This window comes from Herbidospora galbida (assembly GCF_005233835.1).
Lineage (GTDB): Bacteria > Actinomycetota > Actinomycetes > Streptosporangiales > Streptosporangiaceae > Herbidospora > Herbidospora galbida.
Window position 1 is genome coordinate 188,948 of sequence record NZ_SZQA01000009.1, and the last position, 11,684, is coordinate 200,631.

At 72.7% G+C, this 11,684-nt stretch carries 9 protein-coding genes; 3 read left to right on the plus strand and 6 right to left on the minus strand.

Annotation, left to right across the window (positions count from 1 at the left end; all coding sequences use genetic code 11):
- Window positions 1-2 precede the first annotated feature (2 nt).
- From FDA94_RS12530 to FDA94_RS12540, 3 genes are all read right to left on the minus strand, one after another.
- A complete protein-coding gene (locus FDA94_RS12530; RefSeq protein WP_137247235.1) occupies window positions 3-1,277 on the minus strand; it encodes an ABC transporter substrate-binding protein in 1,275 nt (424 codons plus the stop codon).
- A 72-nt stretch (window positions 1,278-1,349) separates the two neighbouring features.
- On the minus strand, window positions 1,350-2,069 hold the full coding sequence (locus tag FDA94_RS12535; RefSeq protein WP_170990902.1) for an AMP-binding protein: 720 nt from the start codon (window positions 2,067-2,069) through the stop codon (window positions 1,350-1,352).
- A 373-nt stretch (window positions 2,070-2,442) separates the two neighbouring features.
- Window positions 2,443-4,872: an ATP-binding protein gene (locus FDA94_RS12540; RefSeq protein WP_137247237.1), complete on the minus strand. Its 2,430-nt coding sequence runs from the start codon at window positions 4,870-4,872 to the stop codon at window positions 2,443-2,445.
- 152 nt (window positions 4,873-5,024) lie between these two features.
- Here FDA94_RS12540 and FDA94_RS12545 point away from each other — a divergent pair, with 152 nt between their 5' ends.
- Window positions 5,025-6,926 (plus strand): ABC transporter ATP-binding protein, encoded by a 1,902-nt coding sequence (locus FDA94_RS12545; RefSeq protein WP_137247238.1) that lies wholly within the window; start codon window positions 5,025-5,027, stop codon window positions 6,924-6,926.
- A 7-nt stretch (window positions 6,927-6,933) separates the two neighbouring features.
- On the opposite strand, the gene FDA94_RS12550 is transcribed toward FDA94_RS12545, so the two are convergent.
- From FDA94_RS12550 to FDA94_RS12560, 3 genes are all read right to left on the minus strand, one after another.
- Complete coding sequence (locus tag FDA94_RS12550) at window positions 6,934-8,379, minus strand: peptidoglycan D,D-transpeptidase FtsI family protein (protein ID WP_137247239.1); 1,446 nt, start codon at window positions 8,377-8,379, stop codon at window positions 6,934-6,936.
- Window positions 8,380-8,453: 74 nt separating this feature from the next.
- On the minus strand, window positions 8,454-8,831 hold the full coding sequence (locus FDA94_RS12555) for a MerR family transcriptional regulator (protein WP_030456635.1): 378 nt from the start codon (window positions 8,829-8,831) through the stop codon (window positions 8,454-8,456).
- 39 nt (window positions 8,832-8,870) lie between these two features.
- On the minus strand, window positions 8,871-9,503 hold the full coding sequence (locus FDA94_RS12560) for a TetR/AcrR family transcriptional regulator (RefSeq protein WP_137247241.1): 633 nt from the start codon (window positions 9,501-9,503) through the stop codon (window positions 8,871-8,873).
- A gap of 73 nt (window positions 9,504-9,576) precedes the next feature.
- On the opposite strand from FDA94_RS12560, the gene FDA94_RS12565 reads away from it, so the two are divergent.
- Entirely contained in the window at window positions 9,577-10,824 is a 1,248-nt protein-coding gene (locus tag FDA94_RS12565; RefSeq protein ID WP_137247242.1) for a GH1 family beta-glucosidase, read from the plus strand.
- Window positions 10,817-11,684 (plus strand): WD40 repeat domain-containing protein (locus tag FDA94_RS12570; RefSeq protein WP_212735299.1); only part of this gene is annotated, 868 nt, incomplete at its 3' end. The genes FDA94_RS12565 and FDA94_RS12570, both read left to right, overlap by 8 nt.

Below are 11,684 nucleotides of genomic sequence, written 5' to 3' on the forward strand. Positions count from 1 at the left end.
GTCTATTGGCCACTGTTTTTCGCGGCCAGCACGAGAGCCCGCTGCAGCTCGGCGACGTCCGGGTTCTCCATGAAGATGCCGACCGCGTCGTTGATGGCCGCCCGCCAGCCGTCGTTGGCGACGACGCCGTGCTGGATCGACCCGGCCAGCTCGTCGCGCGACCACTCGTTCAGGTTCCAGGCCAGATAGTCCTTGTAGAGGGAGGTGTCGACGTCGCGGCGGGCCGGGATCGAGCCCTTCGGCGGGTTGAACGCGTCCTGCCCGGCCTTGCTGGCGGCCACCTTGAGCCAGGCCACCGCGCCCTCGCGGTTCGGGGCGCCGCGCGGCAGCGTGAAGCTGTCGGACAGCCACATGAAGGTGCCCTCGGTGCCCGGCGAGGCGGCCCAGTCGAAGTCGGTCTTCGACTTCTTGCCGAGGCCGCCGTCGGGCTCGTTGTGGAAGTAGCCGTAGGCCCAGTCGCCCATGACGGTGAACGCGGCCTCGCCGTCGGCCACCTGCTTGGCGGCCGGCTGCCAGTCGGCCTGCGGCGGCCCGGTCATCGACAGGATGGCGGCGAAGTCGGTCAGCGCCTTCTTCACCGCCGCGCTGCTCCAGTCGGCGTCGGCGGTCCACAGCTTGTTGTACGCCCGAGTCCCCAGCGACCCCAGCAGCACCGACTCGAAGAGGTGGACCACGGTCCACTGCGGCCCGATGGCCAGCGGAATCCGTCCGGTGTCGCGGACCTTGCCGAGCGCGTCGAGGAACTGCGGGAGGGTCCGCGGGACGCCGTTCACCCCCGCGGCCCTGAGCACGCCGGGGTTGAACCACATCACGTTCGAGCGGTGGATGTTCACCGGGACGGAGTAGATCTCACCGTGGACGGAGATCTGCTCGACGAGCTGGGGCGGGAAGGCGTCGCGCAGCTTCAGTTCGTCGTACAGGAAGTTGAGGGGTTCCAGCTTGCCGGCGGTGATGTAGCCCTGGAGCTCGGCGCCCGCGTGGCCCTGGAAGGTGTCGGGGGGCTGGTTGGCCTGGAGCTTGCTCGCTAACAGGGCGCGGGCCTGGTCGCCCGACCCGCCCTCCACGGCCGCGTCGACGAAGGTGAAGCCGGGGTTCTGCTTCTCGAACAGGGTGCGCATCGCCTTGAGGCCGTCGGCCTCGCCCAGGCCCGTCCACCACGAGAACACCTCGACGCGCTGCTTCGCGGAGGGCTCGGGGGTCTCCGCCGCCTCGCCCGTGCATGACGACGTCACCAATACGAGCAGCGCCGCGGCGACCGCGGTCCATCGTCGCCTCATCGCGGCCGACCTCCGGGTGTGAAATGGCAGCCCATCAACCCACCACCTGAGGCGCCCCGTCAAGCAACGGTTCTATATACGGCGCAGCCCGCGCTTTCCGCACTCGACCACGGCCGCCACCGTCACCCCCAGCTCCCGCCCGCCGCCCGTCACCAGCATCGCGCCCTTGGCGAACGCCAGCCCGCCCAGCACGGCCAGGTCGGCCGAGCCCGACGGCGGCCAGTCGACCAGCACGACGTCGCGTTCGTCGAGGCTGACGTGCCCGTCGAGCAGCGCCATCGCCTCCGCGAAGCCGTCGTGGCTGAGCTCGCCCTCCTCGGCGACGACCGCGGCGCTGCGCGCGTCGGCCACCGGCAGCGGCAGCGGGTCGAGCCCGAGCAGCACGTCGAACTCGGTCGCGCCGTGCCCGCCGCCGAACGAGACGACCTGCCGCACCCGCGACGCCTCGGCCGCCGAGACCGCCTCGGCGGCCAGCCGCTCGCCGGTGAACATCAGCCGCACGTCGTGGGCGAGCAGCTCGGCCGGGTCGGGCACACTCAGCGGCAGCGCCACCCCGCCGGCCGCGACGACGGCGAAAACCGCGGTCAGATACCCGGTCACGCCGTCGGTGCAGACGGCGGCGGTCTGCCCGGGGCGGGTCCCCCTCCTGACCAGCCCCGTGGCAGCCCTCCTCACCGTCGCGGCGAGTGTCTCGTGGCTGACGGCCCGGCCTTCGCCGAAATCGATCAGCGCCGGCCGGTCGGCCCACAGCGCGGATCGGCCGAACACCGCGCCGGTGACCCCTGACTCCATGTCCGTGACCGTACGGGCCGGGCTCCCGGCCCGGAATCCGCATAACTGTGTAGTGGGATGTGTAAGCGAGACGCGCACGCGCATGGGCGGGCCCGGGTCCTGCGCGACCCGGGCCCGCGGGCCACGTGCCCCCGGTCTCGGTCTCCACCCCTCCGAGGTGACCTCGACCGGCGTGACGGACACGCGGCCGTTTCCAGATGCCCCCCCTGACGTCCGGCTTCAGTAGGCATCCGCCCGTGCTGGCCCGGTGACGGCCACGGAGTCGCCGTACCGGACCACGGACTCACCGTAGATCGGCGGGGGTGGCCCTCACATCGGCGAATGTGCGCACGTGGGTGTGTAGAAGGGAGGCCGCCCGGCGGCTGGAGAGCGTCTACACACCGTGCTCGACGACCCAGGTGGCGACCTGGGTGCGCGAGGTGAAACCGAGTTTGGCCAGGATGTTGGCGACGTGGCGGGCCACGGTGGCCTGGCTGATGACGAGCTCGTCGGCGATGGCCCGGTTGCTGAGACCCCGCGCGACCAGCTCGGCGATCTCGCGTTCGCGGGCGGTCAGCGTGCTCTGCGGGACGACCGGGACGGGCGCGACGACGAGCGGCGGGCTGCCGGCCGACTCCTCCAGCGCGAGCGTGACGGCGACGTCGAACGGCAGGCCGAGCCCTTCGGCCCACAGCGCCGCCACGACGGGCTCGCCCAGCGCCTCGCGGGCGGGGGTCAGCACGCTCTCGACGCGGGCCCCCGGCCGTCCGTCGCGCAGCCCGGCGGAGGCGGCGGCCAGCAGCACGGCCCGGCGCGGGTCGCCCTGCTTCAGGTAGAGCGCGGCGAAGGTCTCCAGACGGCGGGCCGACTGCATGCGCAGCCCGGCGTCGCGGCCGAGGCGCAGCGCCTCGCCCAGGCGGCGGCGGGCCTCGGTCAGGTCGCCCGCGTCGAGCGCCACCGACCCCAGTCCGGCCAGGCACGAAATGAGCCACTGCCGGGCGTCGAAGGTGCGCACGATGCGCAGCGCCCGGGTGAAGTGGTGGCGGGCGGCCTGCAGGTCGCCGCGCCGGCGGGCGGTCTGGCCCAGCCCCGACAGGCCGATGACCAGCGCCAGGTGGTTGTCGAGTTCGGTGGCCAGCGCCACCAGCCGTTCGGCCGACCGCTGCGCCTCGCGCAGCCGCCCCTGGGCCAGCGCGAGGAACGCGCGGGTGCCATGGCCCTCGGCCTCCAGCACCCGCTCGCCGATCGCGCGGGCGATCGAGATGGACTCCTCCAGCCGGGTCTCGGCCGGTACTGACCCGTCGCTGATGGCGAGCACGAGCAGCGCCTGCCCCTCGCCGACCCGGTCGCCGGCCTGCCGGCACAGGTCGAGCGCCTGCCGCGCCCGCTCGCGGGCCCCGGCGAAGTCGGCCGTGTTCGACAGCAGGTTGGCGGTGAACGCCAGCGCCCGGCCGTGGGTGGCCGGGTCGATCTCGGGCAGCGCGAGCTCCACCAGCCGGTCGGCCCACCGGGTCAGCTCGGCCTGGAACCGGCCGCTGCCGAGCAGCATCCACCGCAGCCCGAGCAGCGCCCGCAGCATCGGCGCGGCGTCTCCCGTGGTGAGCGACCACTCGACCGCCGCCCGCAGGTCGCTCTGCAGCCGTTCCAGCCGTTCGGTACGCCGGTGCACCGCCGGCCACGACCCCGCGTCGACCGCGATCTCCCAGTCGCGGGCGAAGGTGACAAAGTAGTCGCGGTGCCGCCGCCGGGTGGCCTCTTCGTCGGGGCCGTCGAACTGCTCGGCGGCGTACTGGCGGATGGTGTCGAGCAGGCGGTAGCGGGCCTCGCCGGCGAGTTCGCCGTCGACCACGACCAGGGACTTGTCGACCAGGGCGGTCAGGTGGCCCAGGACGTCGGGCCCCTCGACCGGGCCGCCCGCGCAGACGAGTTCGGCCATCGGGAGCGTCCAGCCGGAGCGGAACACGGTGGCCCGGCGCAGCAGCACCCGCTCGGGCTCGGTCAGCAGGTCGTAGCTCCAGTCGACGGTGGCCCGCAGGGTGCGCTGGCGGGGCGGTGCGGTGCGGTCGCCGGCCGACAGTAGCCGGAACCGGTCGCCGAGCCGGGCCACGATCTGCGGGATCGACAGCACCCGGGTCATGCCGGCGGCCAGTTCGAGCGCCAGCGGCATGCCGTCGAGCGCGTGGCACAGCCGCGACACGTCGGGCGCGTTGTCGTCGGTCAGCGTGAACCCGGGCCGGGCCGAGGCCGCGCGGTCCTGGAACAGGCGGACCGCCTCGTAGCCGCCGACGACGGCCGCGCCCGCGTTGTGGTCGGGCGGCAGCGCCAGCGGCGGCACCCGCCAGACGGTCTCGCCCGGCACCCGCAGCGGCTCGCGGCTGGTGGCCAGCACCCGCATCTCGGGGCAGTGCTCGGCCAGCCGCCGGGTGAGCAGGGCGCACTCCTCGACCACCGTCTCGCAGTTGTCGAGCAGGATCACCGCCTTGCGCCCGGCGAACACCTCGGCGACGGCCAGGGCCAGATCGCGCCCCGGCTCCCCCTCGACTCCCAGCACCGACGCGATGCGGCGGATGGTCTCCTTGGGCCGGGTGCCCTCGGGGAACTCCACCAGCCACGCGCCGTCGGGTAGGTCGCGGGCGAGCTCGGCGGCGACCCGCAGGCCGAGCCGGCTCTTCCCGATCCCGCCCACGCCGCAGAGGGTGACCACCCGGGTGGCCGTCATCAGTTGCAGGAGTTCCTCGACGTCGGGCTCGCGTCCCACGAACGCGTTGGGTTCCAGGGGGAGGTTGCCCTCGACGGCGATCGAGTGGGAGATCTCAGTGGTCATCGGCCCTCGGGAGTCGCCTTCGGGTGAGCTTCGGGGGGTGGATCGTCACAGGAAGTGTCGCATCAATTCCGGAACGTGCCCAGATCGCATTCCGGTTTGGCCCATGACATCCTCGGTGCCGCTTTGTCGGTGGGCGCGCGCACACTACAGGCATGACCGTCACCCGAATCGATAGGGACGACCCATCAGAAAGCGATGACCTTCCGGATTTCTCCGATCTGACCCAGCACAACTGGCACGCCCACGACGACAAGATGAGCAACGTGGGCTTCTTCACCGTCGCCCGCCGGTTACCCGCCCTCTTCGTCCAGTCCTTCCGCATGGCCTGGCAGGCCAGCCCCCGCGACACCGTCGCCACCATCACCCTCAACCTGCTGAGCGGGGTCTTCACCGCGTTCGGCCTGCTGGCCACCACGGGGGTGCTGGAGGCTCTCTTCGCCGCCGGCCCGACCCCCGAGCGGGTCCGGGACGCCCTCCCGTCCCTGCTGCTGGTCGGCGCGGCCGCGGTGCTGCGTTCCCTGTTCTCGGCCGGCGCCGGCTGGGCGCAGTCGCGGCTGCAGCCCCAGGTGCTCCGCATCGCCGAGGAGCGGCTCTACGGGCTGACCTCCAGCGTCGACCTCGTCCGGTTCGACGACCCGGAGTTCCACGACACGCTGGAGCGGGTCCGCATGCGCGGCGTCAACGCCTCCGACGACGTGGTCGGCTCGGCGATCGACGTGCTGACGGCGTCGATCGGTTTGATCGCGGTCGGCGGCGTGCTGGGCGTGCTTCATCCGGTGCTGCTGCCGCTGCTGTTCCTCGCGGTGCTGCCCGACGCGTGGTCGACCGTCCGGTCGGCCCGGATGAGCTACACCACGATGCTGTCGCTGCTGCCGACGTACCGGCGCAAGTGGATCGTCAGCGAACTGCTGGCCGACCGCGACACGGCGGCCGAGGTGCGCTCGTTCACGATGCGGGGCTTCCTGCTGCGCGTCTACGACATGGTGGCCCGCACGCAGCAGGACGCCCTGGTCGACCTGGCCCGCCGCCAGACCGTCGCCCGGCTGATCGGCGAGGCGCTCGGCGGCGTCGGCACCGCGCTGGTCTTCGTCGCCCTCGGCCTGCTGCTGGCCTCGGGCTCGGTGCCGCTCGCCGTCGCGGGCACCGCCGTGCTGGCCGTGCGCACCGGGCAGGGCGCGCTCCAGCAGCTCCTGTACGCCGTCAACCGCAGCTACGAGAACGGCCTCTACTTCACCGACTTCATCGACTTCTGCAGCGCCACCGAGAAGACGCCGGTCATGACGGGCTCGGGCGCCCCGCCCGACGGCTTCGCCCGGATCACGGCCGACAACGTGGTGTTCGGCTACCCGGGCAAGGACACCCCGGCGCTGAAGGGCGTGTCCATCCACCTCGACCGAGGCGAGGTGGTCGCCCTCGTCGGCGAGAACGGCTCGGGCAAGACCACCCTCGCGAAGATCCTGGCCGGGCTCTACCAGCCCGACTCGGGCAGCGTGCGCTGGGACGACGTCGAGCTGGCCACGGTCGACGCGCACGCCCTGCGCGGCCGCATCGCGGTCATCGCCCAAGACCACACCCGCTGGCCGCTGTCGGCCCGCCACAACATCACCATGGGCCTGAACAAGGGCGAGCCGGCCGTGGTGAAGGCGGCCGGGGTCGCCGGGGCCGACGAGGTCATCGACGAACTCCCCCACGGCTACCGCACCCTCCTCGACCGCCGCTTCAAAGACGGCCAGGAGCTGTCGGGCGGCCAGTGGCAGCGCATCGCGGTGGCGCGGGGCTTCTACCGCGACGCCCCGCTGCTCATCTGCGACGAACCGACGGCGGCCCTCGACGCGCGCGCCGAGCACGCCCTGTTCGAACGCATCCGCGCCCACGCCGACGGGCGCACCGTCCTGCTCATCACCCACCGCCTGGCCAGCGTCCGCTACGCCGACCGGGTCTACGTCCTCGACCACGGCCTCGTCGTCGAGGAGGGCACCCACGACGAACTGATCGACCGCCAGGGCATCTACGCCGACCTCTACGGGCTCCAGGCCAGCGCCTACCAGTCCTAGAACAGGCCTAGAGCAGTGCGCGGATGACCGCGCGGGCGATGGGGGCGGCCACCCGGCCGCCGGAGCCGCCGTGTTCGACCAGCACGCCGACGGCCACCACCGGGTCGTCGGCGGGCGCGAAGGCGGTGAAGATCGCGTGGTCGGAGCCCTCGTTCTCGGCGGTGCCGGTCTTGGCCGCGACCTTCACGCCCGGGATCGCGGCGGCGGTGCCGGTGCCGCCGGGGCCGGTGACGGCGACCATCATCTCGGTCAGCCGGTCGGCCACGGCCGCCGGCATCGCGTCGCGATATTCGGCGGGGTCGGTCGAGCGCACGATCGCGCCGTCGCGCAGGCGCACCTCGTCGACCAGGTAGGGCCGCATCAGGCTGCCCCCGTTGGCCACCGCCGCCGAGATCATGGCGATGCTCAGGGGGGTGGCGCGGTCGTCGTACTGGCCGATGGCGCTCATCGCGGTCTGGGCGCGGTCGAGGCCCGTCGGGTAGACGCTCGCGGCGACGGCCAGCGGCACCTTCAGGCCGGCGTCGCCGAAGCCGAAGGCCGATGCCCAGCGGCTCAGCTCCTCCTCGCCGAGTTCGAGGCCGAGGTCGGCGAAGGCGGTGTTGCACGACATGACGAAGGCGTCGAGGAGCGCGGGGGTGCCGTCGCCGCACTCCGCGCCGCCGGAGTTGCGCAGCCACGTCTGGGTGCCGGGGAGCTTCATCCGGGCGGGGGCCCGCACCTCGGTCTCGGGGTCGTAGTCGCCCGACGCGAGGGCCGCGGCCGCCGTGATGACCTTGAACGTCGAGCCGGGCGGGTAGTTCTCCCCGATCGCGCGGTTCAGCAGCGGCCGCGCGGGGTCCCGCTGCAGTTCCCGGTCGTACGCCGCCAGCTCCTCCGCCGAGAAGGTGGCGAACCCGTTGGGGTCGTAGGAGGGCAGCGAGACCATGGCGAGGATCGCGCCCGTGCGGGGGTCGAGGGCGACCACGGCGCCGCGCTTGCCCGTGGCGGCCAGGCCGTCGTAGGCGGCCTTCTGGGCGCGGGAGTCGAGCGTCAGCGTCACGGTGGCGCCGCGGTCGATGTCCTTGAGGAGCGCGCGGACCCGGACCCGCGGATCCTCCCCGGTCAGGGAGGCGTCTTCGGCGCCCTCGATGCCGGTCGTCCGGTAGAGGGAGGCGTAGCCGGTGGCGGCGGCGTAGAGAGGACCCTGGGGATAGACGCGGCGGTAGCCGAACCGCTGGTCGGTGACGCGTTCGCTGGCCGCGACCACGGTGCCGTCGCGCAGCCGCACCTCGCCCCGGGGTTCGTCGAACCGCAGGATCATGGTCCGGTTGTTGCGCGGATCGGCGGTCAGGGCGTCGTACCGGAACGCCTGGATGTAGGTGACGTTGCCCAGCAGTGCGAACAGCATCAGACCGGACACCGCCGCGACACCGCGCAGCGGCACGTTCATGCGCCCGGCGCGCGGACCCGCCATGTCGCCCCCTCCCCCGGAGTCCGTTCTAACGGCCGGACCGGAAAGAGGGGGCTCGCGGTGGGTAAAGCGGGGAACTAGATCGCTTCGGGGACGATCACATGGTCCTTGTAGTAGTCGATTTTGCGCTGGATCGCGCCCTGCTTGTGGCGCAGGTCGGCGACCTGCTCCTCGACCTGGCGGTCGTGCGCCTCGAGCAGGCGGATGCGCTCGGGGATGGTGTGGTCGCCCGCGCGGGTCAGTTCGGCGAACCGCAGCATCTCGGCGATCGGCATGCCGGTGTCGCGCAGGCAGCGGATCATGCCGAGCCAGCCGACGTCGCCGTCGGTGAACCGGCGCTGACCGGCCGAGTTGCGGCCGACGTTGCCGAGAAGCCCGATCCGTTCGTAGTACCTGAGCGTGTCGAGGCTGAATCCCGTCTCCTCGACGACCTGTCCGGGTGTGTAAACGGCCATGCACGGCATCATCACACCTGGAGTCGGCTCCAGGTCAAGCTAGCCGAGGTGGTCGGACAGGTAGCGGCGGACCAGCCGCTTGCACTCGGCGATCAGGTCGGGGTCGCCGTCGGGGCAGGCCCGGAAGGCCAGCTTGAGCACGGCGTCGGCCGCCTCCACGGCCACCACGAACGCGCGCGCCTGGACCTCGCCCGCCGGCACCCCGATCAGGTCGATCAGCAGCCCGCGCAGCCGGTCGGCGACGACGAGGTTGTCTTCGAGCGCCTCGTCGAGCATCCGGGAGGAGCCGGGCTCGGCCAGCGCGAGACCGAAGTCGAAGACGCTGAAGCCGGGCGTCGACCGCTTCATCCACACGAACTCGTCGATGACGAGGTCGGTCGCCTCGGTCCAGTCGTTGATTGTGGTGTGCGCCAGGGTGGCGGTGATCCGGGCCAGGTAGGCCTCGAGGTTGCGGTAGGCCAGCGCGCGGACCAGCCCTTGCTTGTCGGGGAAGAACTGGTAGAAGGTGCCGATCGGGACCTCGGCCCTGCGGGCGACCTCTTTGGTGGTCAGGCCCTCGTAACCCACCTCGTCGAGCAGCCGGGCGCACTCGTCGAGCATGCGCTCCACCCTCTCGGCGCTCCTGCGCTGGGCGGGTTTGCGGCGCAGGGTGCCGGTGGCGGTGTTTGTCATGACCCCATTTTCTCCCGATTCGATTGCCAACGAGTTAACCTGAGTCGCACTCGTGTTCTAGGGGGGACCGCTGATGTTCCTGTGGGGCGCGGCCACGGCCGCCTTCCAGATCGAAGGAGCGCTGTCGGACGACGGCCGGGGGCCCTCGATCTGGGACTCCTTCGGCCCGATCCGCGACGGCCACACCGCCGAGACCGCCTGCGACAGCTACCGCCGCTGGGCCGACGACGTGGCTCTGCTGGCCGATCTCGGGGTGAACGCCTACCGCTTCTCGGTGTCCTGGCCCCGCGTCCAGCCCGACGGGACCGGCCCGGCCAACCCGAAGGGCCTCGACCACTACGAACGGCTGGTCGACGCCCTCCTGGCGGCCGGGATCACCCCCGCGCTGACGCTGTTCCACTGGGACCTCCCGGCGGCGCTCCCCGGCTGGCTCGACCGCGACACCGCCCACCGGTTCGCCGACTACGCCGCCCTGGTGGCCGACCGGCTCGCCGACCGGGTCGGCCTGTGGATCACCCTGAACGAGCCGTTCGTGCACACCGTCTACGGCCACGCGCTCGGCCTCCACGCCCCTGGGCAGGCGCTCTTCCTCGACGCCCTGCCCGCCGCCCACCACCAGCTGCTCGGCCACGGCCTGGCCGTCGACGCGCTGCGCGCGGCGGGCGCCTCGTCGGTGTTGATCACCAACAACCTGTCCCCCGTGTGGCCGGCGTCGGACTCCCCCGACGACCGGGCGGCGGCCGACGCCTACGACACCCTGCACAACCGGATGTTCAACGACCCGGTGTTCCTCGGCGAATATCCCGATCTGCGCGCCTTCGGCCTCGACGCGATGCCCGGCCTCCGCGACGGCGACCTCGCGATCATCAACCGGCCGATCGACGGCCTGGGGGTCAACTACTACAACCCGACCCGGATCTCCGCGCCGCAGTCGCCCGAGCTCCCTTTCACCGACGCGGGCGTCGAGGGCTATCCGACCACCGCGTTCGGTTGGCCCGTCGTCCCCGACGGCCTGCGCGAACTCCTCACCGGCCTGCACGAGCGCTACCGGGTGCCCCTCTACGTCACGGAGAACGGCTGCTCGTACGAGGGGATCGACGACCCCGGCCGCATCGCCTACCTCGACGGGCACATCGACGCGGCGCTCCGGGCCGACGCCGACGTGCGGGGCTACTTCGTCTGGTCGCTGCTCGACAACTTCGAGTGGGCCGAGGGCTACCACCAGCGCTTCGGGCTGGTCCACGTCGACTTCACGACGGGCGAGCGCACGCCGAAGGCGTCGTACCGGTGGTACCGGGAGCGGATCGCCCGGGGTGCCTGACCTCCACCACGAGTGGCTCGACCGCTGTTCGGGCGGCCGCTTCGCCGCCGCCGATCCGGAGACCCGCGCGTGGGTGGCGGCCGTGCACGCCGCCCGCCTGGGGGCGGTCCGGCCGGAGCAGCCCGACGGCGGCTGGCGGATCGTCTGGGCCGGCGGGATCCAGGAGAACCGGCACGTCCGCGCCCCCTGGAACAACCAGACCGGCGCCGTCACCGCCGTGTCGGCGGGCCTGCTCGGCGGCGTGCCGGTGGCCGTCACCGGCTCCGACCACGGGGTGCTGCGCGCCTGGGACCTGCGCACCGGCCTGCCGCTCGGCGAACAGCGGGTCGACGCCCACGACATCGGCTCGATCGCGGTCATGGACGAGGTCGTCGTGGCCACCGACTGGGCCCACCTGTTCACCTGGCGCCCGCGCACCGGCGAGACGACGCGGGAGCGCCACTGGGGCGTCGGGAAGGCCACGACGGTCCGGGACGCGGGGACATGGCATGTGCTGCTCGGCCAGCAGGGGCGCGTGCGGATCCGCGGCCCACGCGGGCCGTGGCGGAGGATCGGCCATCCCGGCGACACCTCCGCCGCCACGATTCGCGTGGACGGCCGCCGACGCGTCGTCGTCGGAGGCGAGACGACCCGCGTCTACGACCTGCGGACCGGCGAGCCCTGCGGCGGCCCGATGGGCGGCCCCACGCGCGCCGTGGCCACCGCCCATGTGTCGGGGCGTCCGGTCGCGGTGGTCGCCGGGCACGACGACACGGTCAGGCTGTGGGACCTGCGCACCGGCGCCCCGCGCGGCCGGCCCCGGCGCGCACCCCTGACCACACTCGCGACGGCCGAGGTCGACGGCCGGGCCGTCGCGGTCG

What these genes read in the sequence shown, in the direction of transcription:
- FDA94_RS12530 (WP_137247235.1), bottom strand. Translation starts at nt 1,277, where the DNA reads ATGAGGCGACGATGGACCGCGGTCGCCGCGGCGCTGCTCGTATTGGTG.
- FDA94_RS12535 (WP_170990902.1), bottom strand. Translation starts at nt 2,069, where the DNA reads ATGGAGTCAGGGGTCACCGGCGCGGTGTTCGGCCGATCCGCGCTGTGG.
- FDA94_RS12540 (WP_137247237.1), bottom strand. Translation starts at nt 4,872, where the DNA reads ATGACCACTGAGATCTCCCACTCGATCGCCGTCGAGGGCAACCTCCCC.
- FDA94_RS12545 (WP_137247238.1), top strand. Translation starts at nt 5,025, where the DNA reads ATGACCGTCACCCGAATCGATAGGGACGACCCATCAGAAAGCGATGAC.
- FDA94_RS12550 (WP_137247239.1), bottom strand. Translation starts at nt 8,379, where the DNA reads ATGGCGGGTCCGCGCGCCGGGCGCATGAACGTGCCGCTGCGCGGTGTC.
- FDA94_RS12555 (WP_030456635.1), bottom strand. Translation starts at nt 8,831, where the DNA reads ATGGCCGTTTACACACCCGGACAGGTCGTCGAGGAGACGGGATTCAGC.
- FDA94_RS12560 (WP_137247241.1), bottom strand. Translation starts at nt 9,503, where the DNA reads ATGACAAACACCGCCACCGGCACCCTGCGCCGCAAACCCGCCCAGCGC.
- FDA94_RS12565 (WP_137247242.1), top strand. Translation starts at nt 9,577, where the DNA reads ATGTTCCTGTGGGGCGCGGCCACGGCCGCCTTCCAGATCGAAGGAGCG.